Below are 17,473 nucleotides of genomic sequence, written 5' to 3'. Positions count from 1 at the left end.
TTGCATCGGGATACTGACGTGGGCGAACAGACACTGGCGGAACAACAGCTGGCCAAGGGCCGGCAACTGCAGCAGCAAGGCAAGCTGATCGAAGCGATCAACGCTTACCAGGCTGCTTACAAGCAAGATCCGGCCCTGGCCGAAGCGCAGCATTTCCAGGGCCTGGCGATGCTGGAACTGGGCCAGGGCGCCTTCGGCCTGGGCCTGTTGAAACTGTCGCTCAGGCAGCAGCCGGAGAACCCTCTGTTCCACTACAACCTCGGTAATGTACTGCGTGGCACGGACAGCGAGGCGGCGCTGGCCAGCTACGCCACGGCGGCGCGGCTGGCGCCGCACGAGCACGATTTCGCCATCAGCCATGCGGAATTGTTGATGGGGAAACAGCAGCTGATGGAGACCATCGCCGAACTGGAACGTGCCCACGCCCTGCGCCCCCAGCGCTGGCAAACCCTGCAAGGCCTGGCCGAGCTGTATTACCGCACGGGACAGCAGGAACTGGCCTTGGCCCGCTATGCGCAAGCCCTGGCGCTGCATCCGGCGCTGGCGCAAACGTGCTGCATCGGCTTTGCCAGTCCGCAAGCGGAACAGGCAGAAACATTGACGCCGCTCAATGCCGCAAATGACATACACGATTTTATCCGTGAAACCGACCTGCACATCCTCGACGATTTCCTGCCCGATCCGGCCGCCTGGCGCGCCCAGGCGCTCAATTTACCGTTCGAGCAGCAGCGCTATGCGGGACAGAATTATCCGGGCAGCCAGACGGCGGGCCAGCCCAGTCAAGCCATCATGGAGCGCATCGCCACGGCGCTGGGCCGCCCCATCCGTTTTATTTCGCCCGACAACGGTTCGTATCGCCTCAGCTATGCGGACGCGATGGCGCGCACGGATATCCACGTGGACAACGAGACAGGGAATAACTTCAATTTCTATGCGGGCGTGCTGTATCTGAACCCGCCCGAGCAGTGCCAGGGCGGCACCACGTTCTGGCGCCACCAGCCCAGCGGCTGGTACCGGAGACTGCCCGAGGCGGACGTCAAGGCGGGCGGCTACGCCAGCTTCAAGGATTTCCAGAAACGCTGGCTGCCGAACAGTAAAGTACAGAAATTCAACGATTTACAGGAACAGCGCGACAGTTGGCAAGCCCTGCTGGAAGTGCCGATGCGCCATAACCGGTTGATCGTGTACAAGGGGCACTACTTTCACTCGATCAGCAATGTGTTTGGCGACGCGCCGGAAAATGGACGATTGGTGCAGCTGTTTTTCTTTGAGGTGCCGGATTAGGCGTAACGGGCAATTGTCGGATTACGCCCTGCGGGCTAATCCGACCTACCAGTCACCGGACCATGCGTAGGTCGGATTAGCGCAAGCGCGTAATCCGACACAACCACCGCCTCGGGTCAATACATGTCGGCGGCCGTCGCCCGTACCGCTTTCAACAGCATATCCGCCCCCGGCGACAGCAAATGATCCTGCTGGCGGATGATGCCGAACGCATCCATCTTGCACGGCAGTTCGATGGGCAAAATGCTCAGCACGTTCAGCGATTCATAGTAATGGGCCACTTCCGTCGGCATCACGTGCAGGGAATCCGTCTGCTGCAGCAATGACGTGATCAAGAGCAAGGCCGTCGTGTCGACCACGTCGACGGGCGGCTCCAGGCTGGCGCGGCGGAACATCATGTCGAAACGGTGGCGCAGGATGCTGCCTTGTGGCGGCAATATCCACGGCTGGCCCGCCAGGTCCTTCAATTGCAGATTCTTGCGCGACAGCAGCGGGTGGCCATTGCGCGCCACGGCGCTGGCCGGCTCTTCCGTCAATTCTTCATAGATGAGGCCGGCGCTGCTTTCCTTTTCCAGGATGCGCCCGATCATGAAGTCCAGCGTGCCGTGCTGCAGCATGTCCATCAGGGTATTGCTGTGCTCCAGGTGCACGCCGATGCGCATCAGCGGCGCCTGCTGCTTGATGCGGGCAATCGCGCGCGGCAGCAAGGCCATGGCCGGCGTCATGATGACGCCCACTTCCACCTGGCCCGTCAGGCCTGACTTCAGGGCGACGATGTCGTCATGCGCCAGCGACAGGCTCGTCAGCGCCATGCGCGCGTGGCGTATCATCGTTTCGCCGTAGATGGTCGGCTCCATGCCACGCGGCAACCTGTCGAACAGGCGCACGTCCAGCATCTCTTCCAGGTCCTTGATTTGCTTGGACGCGGCTGGCTGCGTCATGTGCAATTCTTCCGCCGCGCGATGGATGTTGCGCTGCTCGTCAAGGGCGATCAACAGCAGCAATTGCCGCGTCTTCAGGCGGGCTCGCAAGAACCAGTTGGGGTTGAGGGTATCCATGAATAAATCATATCATGATCGATATCAGTTTCTCACTGATATCGATCTTATTGATATCGGTGTGTCTCCTTTTTGTGCGTGGTCAACGAGCGGTCACGATGCCTTGCAGGCGGCGCTGGGATTGGGTGCCGGGCCAGCCGTTTGCTGGATGAATTCGATCGTGCCGTCCGGCTTGTATTTCAGCTCTTCCACAGCCACGGAACGCCGGTATTCCCCGCCGCCGGGCAACTTGTCGTTGTGATAGAAGATGTAGGACTTGCCGTTAAACTCGATGATGGCCTGGTGGATGGTTTTCACGACGGCATTCTTGTCCATGATGGCGCCACGGAAATGCCACGGGCCCGTGGGCGTCGGCCCCGTCGAATACGCCGTTTCTTCCGGGAAGTTGCGCGAGTACGACAGGTAATACATGCCCGCATGCTTGTGCATGTACGCCGCTTCCGTGAACGCATCCATGCCGAAGGTCAAAATCGGGCCATCGAGCTCCGTCATGTTGGCCTTGAGCTTGGCGTATTTCAAGACCGTGTTGCCCCAATAAATGTAGGCCTGGCCATCCGTATCGATGAAGACGGCCGGGTCGATGTCGTCCCACAGGATCGCCGTCTGTTTCGTCATGTCGTTCGTGATCAGGGCGCTGCCGCGCGCGTCGACGAACGGTCCCGTCGGGCTGTCAGAGACGGCCACGCCGATGGCCTTGCCGGGAATGGTCTTGTGGTCGACGGTCGAATAGAAATAGTATTTGCTGCCGCGCTTGACGATGTCGCCGGCCCAGGCATCCTTGCCGGCCCAGGCGAAGGTGGAAAAGCGCACGGGCGAGCCGTGGTCCGTCCAGTTCGCCATGTCGCACGAGGAATACACGCGCCACTCGTGCATGCGGTAATCCGTATCCGTGGCGCTCGCTTCATCGTGGCCCACGTACAGGTACACCCTGCCATTGTCGACCAGCGCGGCCGGGTCGCCCGTGTAGATATTTTTCACGATGGGGTTGGCCGCCTGCGCGCCGCATGCCGCGCAGGCGAGCACCGCCGCCATGCCGATGGCGGCACGTGTGTGTTGCTTGAACATCAGATTAACTCCCGTTGGTATTTTTCTGGCCCATGGCCATCAGTCTTTGCACGACGCAAAAGACGAACAGCAGGCCGCCGATGACGATCTTGGTCCACCACGAACTGAGCGTGCCGTCGAAGGCGATCAGGGTCTGGATGGTCCCCAGCACCAGCACGCCGGACAGCGCGCCCGCTACATAGCCGTAGCCGCCGCTGAGCAGAGTGCCGCCGATGACGACGGCGGCAATCGCGTCCAGTTCCGTGCCTTGCGCATGCAAGCCATAGCCGGACAGCATGTAGAACGAAAACAGCACGCCACCGAGCGAAGCACAAAAGCCGCTGAAGGCATAGATCAGGACCTTGGTGCGGCCCACGGGCAAGCCCATCATCAGGGCCGACTGCTCATTGCCGCCGATCGCATACACGGCGCGGCCGAACGGCGTGGCGTGCGCCAGCCAGATGGCCAGCAGCAAGGTCAGCACGGCGATCACGACGCCGGGCGAGACGAAGCCGCCGAGAAAGCCCAGTTGCGTCTGCGACATGGCGACGAACAGCGGATCGTCGATAGTGATGGAATTGATGCTGATCAAATAACACAATCCGCGCGCCAAAAACATGCCGGCCAGGGTGACGATGAAGGGCTGCAACTTGAAGTAATGGATCAGCGCGCCCATGCCGGCGCCAAACACGGTGCCCAGCGCCAGCACGGTGACGATCACCAGGAGCGGCGGCCAGTGCGCCACGTTCAGCAGCCAGGCGGCGATCATGGTCGACAGGGCAAGCACGGAACCGACGGACAGGTCGATGCCGCCGGAAACGATGACGAAGGTCATGCCGACGGCGATCACCAGCAAAAAGGCGTTATCGATCAACAGGTTAAAGATCACTTGCGTCGACAGCAGGCCCGGGTAGGCGGCGCCGCCGAGGCCCAGCATCACCACCAGCAGCAAGACCGTGACGAGCGAGGTGAAATACGGGGTGTGCAGCAAGCCCTTCATGCTTTTCTCCGATGCAGCAATTGCTTGAATTCCGACGATTGCGACAGGCAGACGAGGAAGACGACAACCGATTTGACGACCATGTTTACTTCGGGCGGCACGCCGAGCGAATAAATGGTGTAGGTCAGGGTCTGGATGATGAGCGCGCCTATCATGCTGCCGACCAAGCTGAACTTGCCGCCGGCCAGGGACGTGCCGCCCAGGGTGACGGCCAGGATGGCGTCCAGTTCCAGCATCAGGCCCGCATTGTTCGCGTCCGCGCTCTTGATGTTCGAGCTGATCATCAGCCCCGACAAGCCCGCGCAGGCGGCGCAAAACACGTAGACGAAGAAAATCAGGGTCGCCGTCTTGATGCCGGCCAGGCGCGCGGCGACCGGGTTGATGCCGACGGCCTGGATGAACAGGCCCAGGGCCGTTTTGCGCATCAGCAGGGCCGTGATGATAAACACGGCCGCGACGAGGAACAGCGAGAACGGCAAGCCGAACAGATAGCCGCTGCCGATGAAAAAGAACGGCTGATAGTAGACGGTGACGATCTGCCCATCCGTCAGCAATTGCGCCAGGCCGCGGCCCGCCACCATCAGGATCAGGGTGGCGACGATGGGCTGCAAGCCCAGGCCCGCCACCAGCACGCCGTTCCAGGCGCCGCACAGCAGGGCCGCGCCCAGCGCCGCCGCCAGGGCCCAGCCCATGGGGATGTTGCTGACGTAAGTGGGCACGCCGTTGTCCATCACCATGGTGCCGCCGATCAACATGGCGGCCACGGTGCCAGACAGGGCCACGACGGCGCCCACGGAAATGTCGATGCCGCGCGTGGCAATCACCAGGGTCATGCCCAGGGCCGCCAGCATCAAGGGCGCCGCGCGGTTGACGATATCGATCACGCTGCCGTACAAATGGCCATCGCGGATTTCCAGGTGGAAAAAGCCGGGGATGGCAAAAAGATCGACCAGCAGCAGCAAGCACAGCGCGGCCAGGGGCCGGCTCAGGGGATGGTGTAAAACGGTATGCACAATGGAAGAATCCGTGGTGGCAGCCGCCCGCGCCGCAGGGGCGGCGGGCGACGGTGTGGTCATGCTCATGCTGTCTCTCCGGCAATCACTTGCAGCACGGAACTGTCATCGAGCTCGCCGCGCGCATAGTCGCCGCAAGCCTTGCGGTCGCGCATGACCAGAATACGGTCGCTGCAGCGCAGCACTTCGGGCAGTTCGGACGAGATGAACAGGATCGCCATGCCCTTGCGGCACAGTTTGCTGACATAGCTCATGATTTCCTGCTTGGCGCGCACGTCGATGCCGCGCGTCGGTTCGTCGAGAATCAGCATGGCGGGCGAGGTCACCAGCCAGCGCGCCAGCAAGGCTTTTTGTTGATTGCCGCCCGACAGGCTGCCGATCGGCGTTTCGATGCTGGTCGTCTTGATGCCCAGCGCCTTCACATATTCGTCGGCCAGCGCCTGCTGGCGTTTGAACGGGATGGCGCGCAGCAAGCCCGTACGGGCTTGCAAGGCCAATATGATGTTTTCGCGCACGGACAGCGACAAAATCGCCCCCTCGTGCTTGCGGTCTTCCGAGCAAAAACCGATATCGCGGGCAATCGCGTCGCGCGGCACGGTGAACTGGCGCGGCTGACCCTGCATGGTGATCGTGCCCGAGTCGGCCTTGTCGGCGCCGAACAGCAAGCGCGCCAGTTCCGTGCGGCCCGAACCGAGCAAACCCGCCAGGCCCAGCAATTCACCCTGGCGGATGTGGAAATCCATGGGCAGCAAGGCGCCCTTGCGACCCAGTCCTGTTGCTTCCAGCACGGTCGGACCGAAGCTGGCGGCGCCCGCTTCTTGCGCCAGGTCAAGCTCTTGCGCCACGGTATCGGCCGCCACGCCGATCATTTTATTGACCAGCGCCAGGCGCGACAGTTCGCTGCACGCGTATTCGCCTTCGCGCTCGCCATTGCGCATGACCGTGATGCGGTCGGAAATGGCGTAGGTCTGGTCGAGGAAGTGGGTCACGAACAGGATCGCCATGCCCTGCTCGCGCAGGCGGCGCAGCACGGAAAAGAGCAGATGGACTTCCGCCTCGTCCAGGCTGGACGTGGGTTCGTCGAGGATCAGCACGCGGGCCGAAATATTCAGCGCGCGCGAAATGGCCACCATTTGCTGGATGGCCAGCGGAAAACTGGACAGTTGCGCGGTGACGTCGATATCGATCTGCAACTGCAGCAGCAAGGCACGCGCCTGTTGCTGCATGGCACGCCAGTCGATAGCCCCAAAACGGCGCGGGTAGCGGCCGATAAAGATGTTTTCCGCCACCGACAGGTTCGGACACAGATTGACTTCCTGGTACACGGTGCTGATGCCGAGCGCCTGCGCATCCGAGGTGGACGCGGGGGCGATGGGCTTGCCGTCAAACAAAATCTGGCCGCTGTCGGGCGTGTAGACGCCCGTCAGCACCTTGATCAGGGTCGACTTTCCGGCGCCGTTTTGCCCCATCAAAGCGTGCACTTCACCCGGATACAGGCGAAGGGCAACGTCGCTGAGGGCTTTGACGCCGGGAAAGGACTTGCTGATGCCGCGCAACTCCAGCAAGGGAGCTGGCGCGGCAGAGTGATGCGCTTGCGTCTTCATCATGCGGCAAGCTTAGTACTTACGGTTCGGGAATTCCTTGGCGGCCACCTCGGCAGGGAACACGCCTTCCACCGTTGTGATGCGCGCCGGCACGGGTTTACCGGCCACCACATCGCGGGCGATGGACATCAGTTGCGGGCCCAGCAGCGGGCTGCATTCGACGGTGACGTTCAGCTTGCCGGCGATCATGGCTTCGAACGCGCCTTTGACGCCATCGATCGAGATGATGATGATGTCCTTGCCCGGATTCATGCCCGCTTCTTCGATTGCCTGGATGGCGCCGATGGCCATGTCGTCATTGTGCGCGTACAAGACGTTAATCTTCTTGCCTTCGGCCTTCAGGAACGCTTCCATCACTTCCTTGCCCTTGGCGCGCGTAAAGTCGCCCGTTTGCGAACGGATGATCTTCAGCTTGGGATTCTTGCCGATGACTTCCTGGAAGCCTTCCTTGCGGTCGATGGCCGGCGCGGAACCGACCGTGCCCTGCAGTTCGACGATGTTCAGGGTGGCATCCGGGGTTTTCTTGGCGTGCTCGAGCAGCCATTGGCCGGCGCGGCGGCCCTCTTCCACGAAATCGGACCCGATAAAGGTCACGTACAGCGATTTATCGGCCACGTTGACGGCGCGGTCCGTCAGGATGACGGGAATCTTGGCGGCCTTGGCTTCGCGCAGCACCGTATCCCAGCCCGATTCGACGACGGGCGAGAAGGCGATCACGTCGACCTTTTGCGCGATGAACGAGCGCAGGGCCTTGACCTGGTTTTCCTGTTTTTGCTGCGCATCGGCAAATTTCAGGGTGACGCCATCTTTCTTGGCCGCCTCCTTGATGGAGACGGTATTGGCGGTGCGCCACTCGCTCTCGGCGCCTACCTGCGAAAAGCCCATGACGAGGGGCTTGGCGGCAAACGCGGACGAGGTAGCGAAGGTGGTGGCGGAAGCGGCCAGCAGCATGGCGCTGGCGAGGAGTGTACGGCGTGTCAATTTCATTCTTGTCTCCAGTTTTTTTTTGGAATACCATCACAGCCGGATGCCGGATGGGCGGTTTTTTATGAACCCATGGTAGGAGAAAGCAACATAGCCATCCAATCAATTCTTTTTCGCTTGCGATACCGATTTGCGTATCACCTGCCGCCCATCCCCTGGTCCGCTTATCGTTTGGCGGCCGGCAATTCGCGGCTCTGGTAGCGGTTCAAGTCGCGCGGGTCCACCTGCGGCCAGCCGTCCTTGTCCCACGTCATGGGCAATATCTTGAGCTTCTGCAAATAGTTGTCCGCCGTTTCGTAGGCGTGCAGCACCAGGTAATCCTTGCCGTCAAACGTGTAGGCGCTGTTGTGGCCCAGGCCTTGCCAGTCCTTGTCGCCTTTCAAGACCACCGTGCCGCCGCCCTGCGCCATGTCGCGGCCCTCCCTGTCCAGATACGGCCCCGTCACGCTTTTTGACCGGCCCACGGCCAGGTGATACGTGCTTTTTTCCTTCTGGCAGCACAAGCCCCAGGAGACGAACAGGAAGTATTCATTGCCGCGCTGGAAGATGAACGGCGCCTCGATTTCCTCTGGCGCGGGCTTGAATTCGCCCGCCCGTGGCGGCAGCGGCACGCGGCGCGCCAGCGAATGCCACTCTTGCGGTTCCGCAATGGTTTTCCAGTCCGCGTTGAGTTTCACCAGTTTGATGCCGTTCCAGAACGAGCCGAAGGCCATCCACGGCGTGCCCTTGGCATCGGTGACGATGTTCGAGTCGATGGCATTCCACTCGTCGCGCTCGGGCACCGATTGCAGCAGCATGCCTTGGTCGACCCAGCGGTAATCGGGCGAGCGGGGATTCAAGGTGGTATTGACGGTCACGCCGATGCCGGAGGTGTTCTTGCCGAAGCCGGACACCGAGTAGTACAGGTAATATTTGCCGTCATGGAACTGGACATCGGGCGCCCAGATATGATCGTCAAACGACGGTGCGGCCGTCTTGGCCCAGGTCGGCTGGCCCGCGAAGACGCGCCCTTCCGGCTGCCAGTCGCGCATATTCTTCGAGCTGTAGAAGGTGATGCCGGGACCCGTGCTGTACAAATAATACGTGTCGCCTTCCTTGGCCATCACGGGGTCGTGCACGCTGACCTGGGCCGCCTGGACGGGGCTGAACGCAAGCATGGCCGCCAAGGCCATCATTGTCGAAAATTGCATCGTGTTCTCCACATGGCCAGCCGGCCCGTCATGCGGGCCGGCTGGATACCTCAAAATCGGCAGGTTTATTCGACCGCCACCACCACCACCGCCTTGGCTGGCACCGACACGGTCAGCTTGCCGCCCTGCGCCTGGGCATTGAACGCCACCGGCTGCACGGCTTGCGGTTGCGCAAAGCTGTTGACGGCATCCATCTTGCCTGCGGTCAGCACGCGGCCATTCACGGCTGTCACTTTTTGACCTGCCAGCGCCACGCTGACGTCGACGGCCTTGTGCGGGTTGGTATTGACCAGCGACAGATACACCTTGCCATCCTTGGCGCGCGCGGCCGAGGCGCTCACTTCAGGAATGCTGACCTTGCCCAGGCTGTACTTGCCATTGCCGGCGATGGCGACCGGCAGCGAAGTGGCGTCCTGGAAGGGTACATACATTTCAAATGCGTGATACGTAGGCGTGAGGAAATATTTATCCTTGTCCGTGATGATCATCGCCTGCAGCACGTTGACCATTTGCGCGATATTCGTCATGCGCACTCTGTCCGCGTGGGCATGGAAGATATTGAAGTTCAGGGCAGCGACGAGCGCATCGCGCAAGCTGTTTTGCTGGAACAGGAAACCCGTGTTGGTGCCCGGCTCGACGTCGTACCAAGTGCCCCATTCATCGACGTACAGGCCCGTCTTTTTCGACGGGTCGTTCTTGTCGATGGCGGCGAGATTGTTCTTGATCAAGCTATCGATGCGCAGGGTGCGGCTCAGAGTGGAAATCCACTCATTTTCACCAAAGCCCGTGGCGGCGCCCTTCTTTTCCCACACACCGGTCGGCACCGTGTAGTAGTGGAAACTGATGGCATCCATCATGTTCGGCTTGATCTCGCGGCTCAGGGTGCTGGACCAGCTGATGTCGTCGTCATTGCCGCCGCTGGCGATGAATTTCGGGCGCGCGCTTTCCGGCGTCTTCATGAAGGTGTGATAGTGCTTGTACAGGTCGGCGTAGTACTGCGGGCGCATGTTGCCGCCGCAACCCCACGCTTCATTACCGATGCCGAAGTAATCAACCTTGTACGGCTGCGCACGGCCATTCTTGCGGCGCAGTTCGGCCAGGGTCGATTTGCTGTCCGACGTCATGTATTCGAGCCACTCGGACATTTCCTGCGGCGTGCCGGAACCGAGGTTGCCGTTGATATAGGTCTGCGCGCCCAGCAACTCGGCCAGGTCAAAGAATTCATGCGTGCCGACGGCGTTCGACTCTTCCACGCCGCCCCAGTTGGTGTTGACCTTGGTCGGGCGCTTGTCGCGCGCGCCGATGCCGTCCTTCCAGTGGTATTCATCGGCAAAACAGCCGCCCGGCCAGCGCACCAGCGGTACATGCAACTGTTTCAGAGCGCCCAGCACGTCATTGCGCCAGCCCTTGGTGTTCGGGATGGCAGAGTCCGGCCCCACCCACATGCCTTCGTAGATGCCGGTCCCCAGGTGTTCGGCGAACTGGCCGTAGATGTTCTTGTTGATCACGGAACCAGGCTTGGCCACGTCGATGGTGACGTTGACGGGCGCGGCAAAGGCGCTGCCGACGGCCATGGCCAGGCTGAGGGCCACGATGCTGGTATGGATGAATTTCATGCTGTCTCCTGTTTTTTAGTGAAAAGCAAGGGCCGGGGTCAACCCCGGCGCAATCTGGATGTGACGATGCCTCTCCTGCCGCGGGGTTGGGGCGGCAAGAGGGCGGCTTCAAGATCTGAGGTGCCGGTCAGTGCCGGCGCGAATTAAACGATGCGGTAAGGCTTATATCCAGCCAGCATCCACAATGAATTCCTGACTGGAGCACATCGCGCCGTCGTCCGACGCGAGGAACAGCACCATGGCGGCGATGTCCTGCGGCATCAGTTTATTGGGCAAGCACTGGCTTTTCTTGATTTCCGCTTTGGCCGCGTCGTCGACCCACAGGTCGATCTGGCGCTGCGTCATGACCCAGCCGGGCGTGACCGTGTTGACGCGGATATTGTGAGCGCCGTAATCGCGCGCCAGGCCCCGCGTGAGGCCCACGACGGCCGCCTTGGTGGTGGCGTACACAGGATAGCCGCCCGACTTCATGTGCCAGGAAATCGAGCTGACGTTGATGATGGAACCGCCGCCCTTGCGCTTCATGCCCTCGAAGACGGCCTGGCAGGTGAAGAACATGGGACGTTGATTGATCGCAATGCGCTCGTTCCAGTATTCCAGGGTGACGTCCTGCGCCTGGTGGCGCTGGTCGTTGGCCGCGTTGTTGACGAGAATATCGAAGTCGCCCAGCTTCTGCGCCAGTTCCGCCATGACGACTTGCAAGGATGGAATATCCGTGATGTCGCAATGGCGGAACAGGGGCGCCGTCAGGCCCGCTTCAGCCAGGCGGCGGCACAGGGCCTCGCTCGCTTCCACGGCGATGTCGACAAACGCCACCAGCGCGCCCTGGGCGGCAAACTCCGCCACCAGGGATTCGCCGATGCCGCTGCCGCCGCCCGTGATGAACACGCGCTTGCCCTGCAAGCTGCCATATTTCGCCAATTGCTTCATCTTGTCTCCACCTGTTTATTTTTATGTACACGTGCACCACAGCGTACCGCATTCGATATGCGGCTCGCCGTGTTGTTATTCCTTGCCCAACACGCCGTCCTTGCGGCGCCAGATACTGAGCGGATTATCATCGCGCAGCGACTCCGGCAGCAAGTCCTGCGGCAGGTTCTGGTAGGACACGGGGCGCAGGAAGCGGTTGATGGCCGCCGTACCGACCGACGTGCTGCGGCCGTCCGACGTGGCCGGGAACGGGCCGCCGTGCACCATGGCCGTCGACACTTCCACGCCCGTCGGGAAACCGTTGGACAGGATGCGGCCCACGCGGCGCTCCAGCACGGGCAGCAAACGGCGCGCGTCTTCCAGATCGCCCGCATCCATCTGCAAGGTGGCCGTCAGCTGGCCTTCCAGGCTTTCCGTGATCGCCAGCATTTGCTCCATGTCGCGGCACGCCACCAGCAGGGAGGCGGGACCGAACACTTCGTCGCGCAGATCGTGCCTGGCCAGGAAGGCCTCGCCCGAGGTCACGAACAGGGCGGCGGCGCCCTTGCCTTCGTCGCCCGTGTTTTGCACCAGCGGCGTCACGTCCGCGTGCTGCGCCAGCGCGGCCACGCCCTTGGCATAGCTGCTGGCGATGCCAGCCGTCAGCATGGTGGCGGCAGGGGCCGGCGCCAGCGCTTCGGCGGCGGCGGCGGCAAACGCCGTAAAGTCCGGACCTTCCAGGCCCAGCACGAGGCCGGGATTGGTGCAGAACTGGCCCACGCCCATCGTCAGCGAGGCGGCAAAACCGCTGGCGATCGCCGCGCCACGGGCAGCCAAGGCTTGCGGCAGCACGAACACGGGGTTGATGCTGCTCATTTCCGCATACACGGGGATCGGCTGCGGACGTTCCGCCGCCACCTTCATCAGGGCGATACCGCCCGAACGCGAACCCGTAAAGCCCACGGCCTGGATGGCCGGATGGGCGACCAGCGCCTGGCCGATACCGTTGCCCGTGCCCGTCAGCAAGGCGAACACGCCTGCCGGCAGCTTGCAGATGGCAATCGCTTTCACAATCGCGCGCGCCACCAGCTCGGATGTGCCCGGATGGGCCGAATGGGCTTTCAGGACGACAGGGCAACCGGCAGCCAGGGCCGAGGCCGTATCGCCGCCGGCCACGGAGAAGGCCAGCGGGAAGTTACTGGCCGCAAACACGGCGACGGGACCCAGGCCGATCATGCGCAAGCGCAAGTCAGGACGCGGCGGCACGCGGTCCGGCAGCGGGCTGTCGATACGCGCATCGGTCCACGAGCCTTCGCGCAGCAAGCCGGCGAACAGTTTTAATTGACCGACGGTGCGGCCGCGTTCGCCTTCCAGGCGCGCGCGCGGCAAGCCGCTTTCCGTCATGGCGCGCACGATCAAGTCATCGCCCAGTTCGCCGATTTGCGCGGCGATGGTGTCGAGGAAGTCGGCGCGCTGCGCATCGCTGGTGGCGCGGAACGGGTCGAACGCGGCTTGCGCCAGACGGCAGGCTTCGTCGATTTGCGCTACGTCAACCATGTGGAAGGCGGGCGCGATGTGTGCGCGCGCGGCCGGGTCCCACGCTTCGAAGGAGCCGCCATTGCCCTTGACGGCGACGCCGCCGATCAATGCATCACCGGTGATATTGAAACTCATAATGTGCTCACTTTCGCAAATTCGGTTGGGAAGACGTCGAGGCGGTTGCGCAAGGCAGGGCCAAAGGCCGGCGCTTCGATTTCAAAGGTTTCGCCCGGCGCCACGCTCACGCCATCGGCAAAGCTCAGGGTGGCCGTGCCGAAGAAGTGCACGTGCACGTCGCCAGGGCGCTTGAACAGCGGATACTTGAAGTGATGGTGCTCGAGGTTGGCGATCGTGTGCGACATATTGTCTTCGCCGCTGACGAACGCTTTTTCCCAGCGCACATTGCCGGCCGTATCGAGCACGCGCGAGGTGCCGGCGATATGCGCGGGCAATTCGCCCACCAGCAGGGCCGGGCCCACGCTGCAGACGCGCAGCTTCGAGTGGGCCAGGTACAGATAATTCTGGCGTTCCGTCACGTGATCCGAGAATTCATTGCCGATGGCGTAGCCGACCCGGTAGGGCTGGCCGTCATCGCCGATCACGTACAGGCCGGCGATTTCCGGCTCTTCGCCGCCATCGAGGGCAAAGTCCGGCATGCGCAGCGGCTGGCCGCTGGCGCGCACGATGGAGCCGTCGCCTTTATAGAACCATTCGGGCTGGGCGCCGGCCGTGCCGTCGGCGGGCTTGCCGCCTTCCACGCCCAGGCGGAACATTTTCATCGAGTCGCTCAGGGACTCGGCGTCGCCGCCGATCTTCTTGTGCATGGCGTCGCGCGCGCCGGCGCTGCCCAAATGGGTCAGGCCCGTGCCCGTCACGTAGCAGTGCGCCTCGTCCACATGGTCGAGCGGCGCCAGCAAACGGCCGCTGGCGGCCACGTCCGCATACGCATGCGTGGCGTTGCCGACGCTGGCGTTCACGAGTTCCGCCAGGTTGATACGCTTGCGGATGGCGTCTTGCGCCAGCGCATAGGTCGTGTTGTAGCCTTCAATGACGCGGATCTGGTCGTCTTGCAGCAGGCCGACGAGGCGGCCGCCATGTTCATTCGTAAATTGCAGCAACAGCATGGGATTCTCCGCTTAGTGTGAGTGGCGCGGCACGGCGGAACCGCGATTGCCGACCAGGAAGTCGAAATCGCAGCCTTCATCGGCCTGCAACACGTGTTCGATGTACAGCTGCTGGTAGCCGCTCTTCGGTCCGGGCGCGCTGCCCAGCTCGCGGGCCGCCAGGCGCTCGGCGATTTCCGCGTCGCTGATGTCGATATTCAGGCTGCCGGCGTGGCAGTCAAGGGCGATCATGTCGCCGTCCCTGACGATGCCCAGCGGGCCGCCCGCCATGGCTTCCGGCGCCACGTGCAGCACGACGGTGCCGTAGGCCGTGCCGCTCATGCGCGCATCCGAGATGCGCACCATGTCGGTGATGCCTTGCGCCAGCAGTTTCGGCGGCAAGCCCATGTTGCCCACTTCCGCCATGCCCGGATAACCTTTCGGGCCGCAATTTTTCATCACCAGCACGGAATTGGCATCGACGTCCAGATCCGGATCAACGATGCGCGATTTGTAATGTTCAAAGTCTTCGAAAACGACGGCCTTGCCCCGGTGCTGCATCAAATGCGGCGAGGCGGCCGATGGTTTCAGCACGGCGCCGCGCGGTGCCAGGTTGCCGCGCAGCACGCAGATGCCGCCATCGGCCAGCAACGGGTTGTCCAAGGTGCGCACCACTTCGTCGTTGTAGATCGGCGCTTCGACGCAGTTGTCCCAGATCGACTTGCCGTTGACGGTCAGCGCATTCTTGTGCGGCAGCAAATCGCCCTCGCCCAGGCGGCGTATCACGGCCGGCAAGCCGCCCGCGTAGTAAAACTCTTCCATCAGGAAACGGCCCGACGGCAGCAAGTCGACGATGGTCGGCGTGCCGCGGCCCGTTTTCGTCCAGTCTTCCAGTTCCAAAGGCACGCCGATGCGTCCGGCAATGGCTTTCAGGTGGATCACGGCATTGGTCGAGCCGCCGATGGCCGCGTTGACCTTGATGGCGTTTTCAAACGCCTCGCGCGTCAGCACTTTCGACAGGCGCAGGTCTTCGTGCACCATTTCAACGATGCGGATGCCCGACATGTGGGCCAGCACGTAGCGGCGCGAATCGACGGCTGGGATGGCCGCGTTGTGCGGCAAGGACGTGCCCAGCGCTTCGGCCATGCTGGCCATCGTCGAGGCCGTGCCCATGGTGTTGCAGGTACCGGCCGAGCGCGACATGCCCGATTCGGCCGACATGAACTGGTGCAAGGTGATCGATCCCGCCTTCATCTGCTCGTGCAACTGCCACACGGCCGTGCCGGAACCGATGTCCTTGCCATTGAGTTTGCCGTTCAGCATGGGGCCGCCGCTGACGACGATGGTGGGAATGTCGACGCTGGCCGCGCCCATCAGCAATGCCGGCGTCGTCTTGTCGCAGCCGACCAGCAGCACGACGGCGTCCATCGGGTTGCCGCGGATCGATTCTTCCACGTCCATCGAGGCCAGGTTGCGCGTCAGCATGGCTGTCGGGCGCAGATTCGATTCGCCGTTCGAGAAGACGGGGAATTCCACTGGGAAACCGCCCGCTTCCAGGATGCCGCGCTTGACGTGTTCGGCCAGCTGGCGGAAATGCGCGTTGCAGGGGGTCAGTTCGGACCAGGTATTGCAGATGCCGATGATGGGCTTGCCGTGAAATTCGTGGTCAGGTATGCCCTGGTTCTTCATCCAGCTGCGGTACATGAAGCCGTTCTTGTCCTGCGAGCCGAACCACTCGGCCGAGCGCAGGGCTACCTTCTTTTTTGTCTCAGACATGCCATTCTCCTGGTTGTGCCATGCCGGATCTAAGGTCGTCGGCCCGGGCAGCGATGTTGGAATACTAAAGAATCCTGCCATGCCTTTCCAATCAATTTTTAATGCGTTCCGATATCGAAAACGATATCGGCATGCCCCAATGAAAACGCCCTGCGGGCGCATGGCGGCAGGGCGTGGAAGGTATTGGGCGGCGTACCCTGAGGGGGAATGCGTCCAATGGGCGCATTCCGATCCCGCAGGGAACGTCCCCGGATTTCGTTTGGTGTTAGACGATTAATCTGCGGAAAACCGGTACACGGTCTCCGTCTGATACACCTGACCCGGGCGCAAAATGGTGTTCGGGAAATGCGCCTGGTTCGGCGAATCGGGGAAATGCTGGGTTTCCAGGCATAGCGCGCCGCGGTAAAGGATGGGGCCCTGCTTGCCGTGCTGGCTGCCGTCGAGGAAGTTACCGGAATAAAACTGGATGCCCGGCTCCTGCGTGTACACCTGCATCACCCGCCCCGATTGCGGCTCGCGCACGCTGGCGGCCAGGTTCAGTCTGTGCCCCGGCTTTTGATTGAGCACAAAGTTATGGTCAAAGCCGCGGCCGATGCGCAGCTGTTCATGCGGCAGGGCTATGCTGTCGCCGATGACGGTGGGCTGGCGCAAGTCGAATGGCGTGCCGGTGACGTCCGCCAGTTCGCCCGTGGGGATAGACCCCGCATCGACGGGCAGGTAGCGGTCCGCGTTGACGGACAGCGCGTGGCCGAGGATAGTGCCCTGCCCCGCCAGATTGAAATAGCTGTGGTTAGTCAAGTTGATGGGCGTGGCCTGGTCCGTGACGGCGTGGTAGCGCAGGCTCAGCGCATTGTCGTTGTCCAGTGCATAGGTCAAGGTGACGTCGAGCTTTCCCGGGTAGCCATCTTCACCGTGCGGGCTGCTGCGCGTGAACGTGATACCGACGGCGTCGTCCCTGGTGAACGGCGCGGCTTGCCACATGGCCTGGTGAAAGCCCTGGTTGCCGCCATGCAAGTGATTGGGCGGGTTATTCACGGCCAGCTGATATTCCTTGCCGTCGAGGCTGAAACGGCCCTCGGCGATGCGGTTGCCGTAACGGCCGATGACGGCGCCCAGGAAAGCGCTGTTGTGCAAATACGGTTCGAGGCGATCGAAACCGAGCACCACGTCGGCAAAGCGGCCGTCGCGGTCAGGCACGTGGATTTCGCTGATGATGGCGCCAAAGTCGAGCACTTTCACCTGCATGCCCTGGCGGTTCGTCAGGGTAAAGGCCGTCACTTGTTGGCCATCGGGCAGGATGCCGAACGGCGCTTGCGTCACTGAAACAGAATCAACTGGGGTCATGGCGTCGGG

Annotated in this window: 14 protein-coding genes; 1 reads left to right on the top strand and 13 read right to left on the bottom strand. The window is 62.2% G+C overall.

What is annotated here, in order from left to right; translation table 11 throughout:
• Window positions 1-18 precede the first annotated feature (18 nt).
• Entirely contained in the window at window positions 19-1,284 is a 1,266-nt protein-coding gene (locus AC3RCG_RS02305) for a DUF6445 family protein (RefSeq protein WP_492402410.1), read from the top strand.
• 116 nt (window positions 1,285-1,400) lie between these two features.
• Here AC3RCG_RS02305 and AC3RCG_RS02300 read toward each other — a convergent pair whose 3' ends face one another.
• The 13 genes from AC3RCG_RS02300 to AC3RCG_RS02240 form a co-directional block, all read right to left on the bottom strand.
• Window positions 1,401-2,342 carry a LysR family transcriptional regulator gene (locus tag AC3RCG_RS02300; protein WP_035823672.1) on the bottom strand — a complete coding sequence of 314 codons (942 nt, stop codon included), beginning with the start codon at window positions 2,340-2,342 and terminating at the stop codon, window positions 1,401-1,403.
• A gap of 93 nt (window positions 2,343-2,435) precedes the next feature.
• Window positions 2,436-3,407 (bottom strand): glycoside hydrolase family 43 protein, encoded by a 972-nt coding sequence (locus tag AC3RCG_RS02295; RefSeq protein WP_492402411.1) that lies wholly within the window; start codon window positions 3,405-3,407, stop codon window positions 2,436-2,438.
• 4 nt (window positions 3,408-3,411) lie between these two features.
• Window positions 3,412-4,386, bottom strand: a complete 975-nt coding sequence (yjfF, locus tag AC3RCG_RS02290; protein ID WP_492402412.1) for a galactofuranose ABC transporter, permease protein YjfF — start codon at window positions 4,384-4,386, stop codon at window positions 3,412-3,414.
• A complete protein-coding gene (locus AC3RCG_RS02285) occupies window positions 4,383-5,468 on the bottom strand; it encodes an ABC transporter permease (RefSeq protein WP_180278920.1) in 1,086 nt (361 codons plus the stop codon). Before AC3RCG_RS02285 ends, yjfF begins: the two co-directional genes overlap by 4 nt.
• Entirely contained in the window at window positions 5,465-7,006 is a 1,542-nt protein-coding gene (locus AC3RCG_RS02280) for a sugar ABC transporter ATP-binding protein (RefSeq protein ID WP_492402413.1), read from the bottom strand. Before AC3RCG_RS02280 ends, AC3RCG_RS02285 begins: the two co-directional genes overlap by 4 nt.
• A gap of 9 nt (window positions 7,007-7,015) precedes the next feature.
• Window positions 7,016-7,990: an ABC transporter substrate-binding protein gene (locus AC3RCG_RS02275; protein ID WP_492402414.1), complete on the bottom strand. Its 975-nt coding sequence runs from the start codon at window positions 7,988-7,990 to the stop codon at window positions 7,016-7,018.
• A gap of 161 nt (window positions 7,991-8,151) precedes the next feature.
• Entirely contained in the window at window positions 8,152-9,177 is a 1,026-nt protein-coding gene (locus AC3RCG_RS02270; RefSeq protein ID WP_492402415.1) for an arabinan endo-1,5-alpha-L-arabinosidase, read from the bottom strand.
• 65 nt (window positions 9,178-9,242) lie between these two features.
• Complete coding sequence (locus AC3RCG_RS02265; protein ID WP_099408092.1) at window positions 9,243-10,793, bottom strand: alpha-N-arabinofuranosidase; 1,551 nt, start codon at window positions 10,791-10,793, stop codon at window positions 9,243-9,245.
• Window positions 10,794-10,955: 162 nt separating this feature from the next.
• The gene (locus AC3RCG_RS02260; RefSeq protein ID WP_492402416.1) at window positions 10,956-11,723 is read right to left on the bottom strand and encodes an SDR family NAD(P)-dependent oxidoreductase; all 768 of its coding nucleotides are present in this window, start codon (window positions 11,721-11,723) and stop codon (window positions 10,956-10,958) included.
• A 75-nt stretch (window positions 11,724-11,798) separates the two neighbouring features.
• Window positions 11,799-13,376, bottom strand: coding sequence for an aldehyde dehydrogenase (NADP(+)) (locus tag AC3RCG_RS02255; protein WP_070219030.1), 1,578 nt, complete (start codon window positions 13,374-13,376; stop codon window positions 11,799-11,801).
• Window positions 13,373-14,365, bottom strand: a complete 993-nt coding sequence (gene araD1 / locus AC3RCG_RS02250) for an AraD1 family protein (RefSeq protein ID WP_492402417.1) — start codon at window positions 14,363-14,365, stop codon at window positions 13,373-13,375. Before araD1 ends, AC3RCG_RS02255 begins: the two co-directional genes overlap by 4 nt.
• A gap of 12 nt (window positions 14,366-14,377) precedes the next feature.
• The gene (locus tag AC3RCG_RS02245) at window positions 14,378-16,120 is read right to left on the bottom strand and encodes an IlvD/Edd family dehydratase (RefSeq protein ID WP_492402418.1); all 1,743 of its coding nucleotides are present in this window, start codon (window positions 16,118-16,120) and stop codon (window positions 14,378-14,380) included.
• A gap of 273 nt (window positions 16,121-16,393) precedes the next feature.
• Window positions 16,394-17,464, bottom strand: a complete 1,071-nt coding sequence (locus AC3RCG_RS02240) for an aldose epimerase family protein (protein WP_492402419.1) — start codon at window positions 17,462-17,464, stop codon at window positions 16,394-16,396.
• Window positions 17,465-17,473: the final 9 nt, after the last annotated feature.

The organism is Janthinobacterium sp. GW823-FHT01H08, assembly GCF_058797855.1.
Note: the sequence above shows the minus strand (reverse complement) of the source record. Positions and strands in the feature narration are given on the sequence as shown.

What these genes read in the sequence shown, in the direction of transcription:
- AC3RCG_RS02300 (WP_035823672.1), bottom strand. Translation starts at nt 2,342, where the DNA reads ATGGATACCCTCAACCCCAACTGGTTCTTGCGAGCCCGCCTGAAGACG.
- AC3RCG_RS02295 (WP_492402411.1), bottom strand. Translation starts at nt 3,407, where the DNA reads ATGTTCAAGCAACACACACGTGCCGCCATCGGCATGGCGGCGGTGCTC.
- yjfF (WP_492402412.1), bottom strand. Translation starts at nt 4,386, where the DNA reads ATGAAGGGCTTGCTGCACACCCCGTATTTCACCTCGCTCGTCACGGTC.
- AC3RCG_RS02285 (WP_180278920.1), bottom strand. Translation starts at nt 5,468, where the DNA reads ATGAGCATGACCACACCGTCGCCCGCCGCCCCTGCGGCGCGGGCGGCT.
- AC3RCG_RS02280 (WP_492402413.1), bottom strand. Translation starts at nt 7,006, where the DNA reads ATGATGAAGACGCAAGCGCATCACTCTGCCGCGCCAGCTCCCTTGCTG.
- AC3RCG_RS02275 (WP_492402414.1), bottom strand. Translation starts at nt 7,990, where the DNA reads ATGAAATTGACACGCCGTACACTCCTCGCCAGCGCCATGCTGCTGGCC.
- AC3RCG_RS02270 (WP_492402415.1), bottom strand. Translation starts at nt 9,177, where the DNA reads ATGCAATTTTCGACAATGATGGCCTTGGCGGCCATGCTTGCGTTCAGC.
- AC3RCG_RS02265 (WP_099408092.1), bottom strand. Translation starts at nt 10,793, where the DNA reads ATGAAATTCATCCATACCAGCATCGTGGCCCTCAGCCTGGCCATGGCC.
- AC3RCG_RS02260 (WP_492402416.1), bottom strand. Translation starts at nt 11,723, where the DNA reads ATGAAGCAATTGGCGAAATATGGCAGCTTGCAGGGCAAGCGCGTGTTC.
- AC3RCG_RS02255 (WP_070219030.1), bottom strand. Translation starts at nt 13,376, where the DNA reads ATGAGTTTCAATATCACCGGTGATGCATTGATCGGCGGCGTCGCCGTC.
- araD1 (WP_492402417.1), bottom strand. Translation starts at nt 14,365, where the DNA reads ATGCTGTTGCTGCAATTTACGAATGAACATGGCGGCCGCCTCGTCGGC.
- AC3RCG_RS02245 (WP_492402418.1), bottom strand. Translation starts at nt 16,120, where the DNA reads ATGTCTGAGACAAAAAAGAAGGTAGCCCTGCGCTCGGCCGAGTGGTTC.
- AC3RCG_RS02240 (WP_492402419.1), bottom strand. Translation starts at nt 17,464, where the DNA reads ATGACCCCAGTTGATTCTGTTTCAGTGACGCAAGCGCCGTTCGGCATC.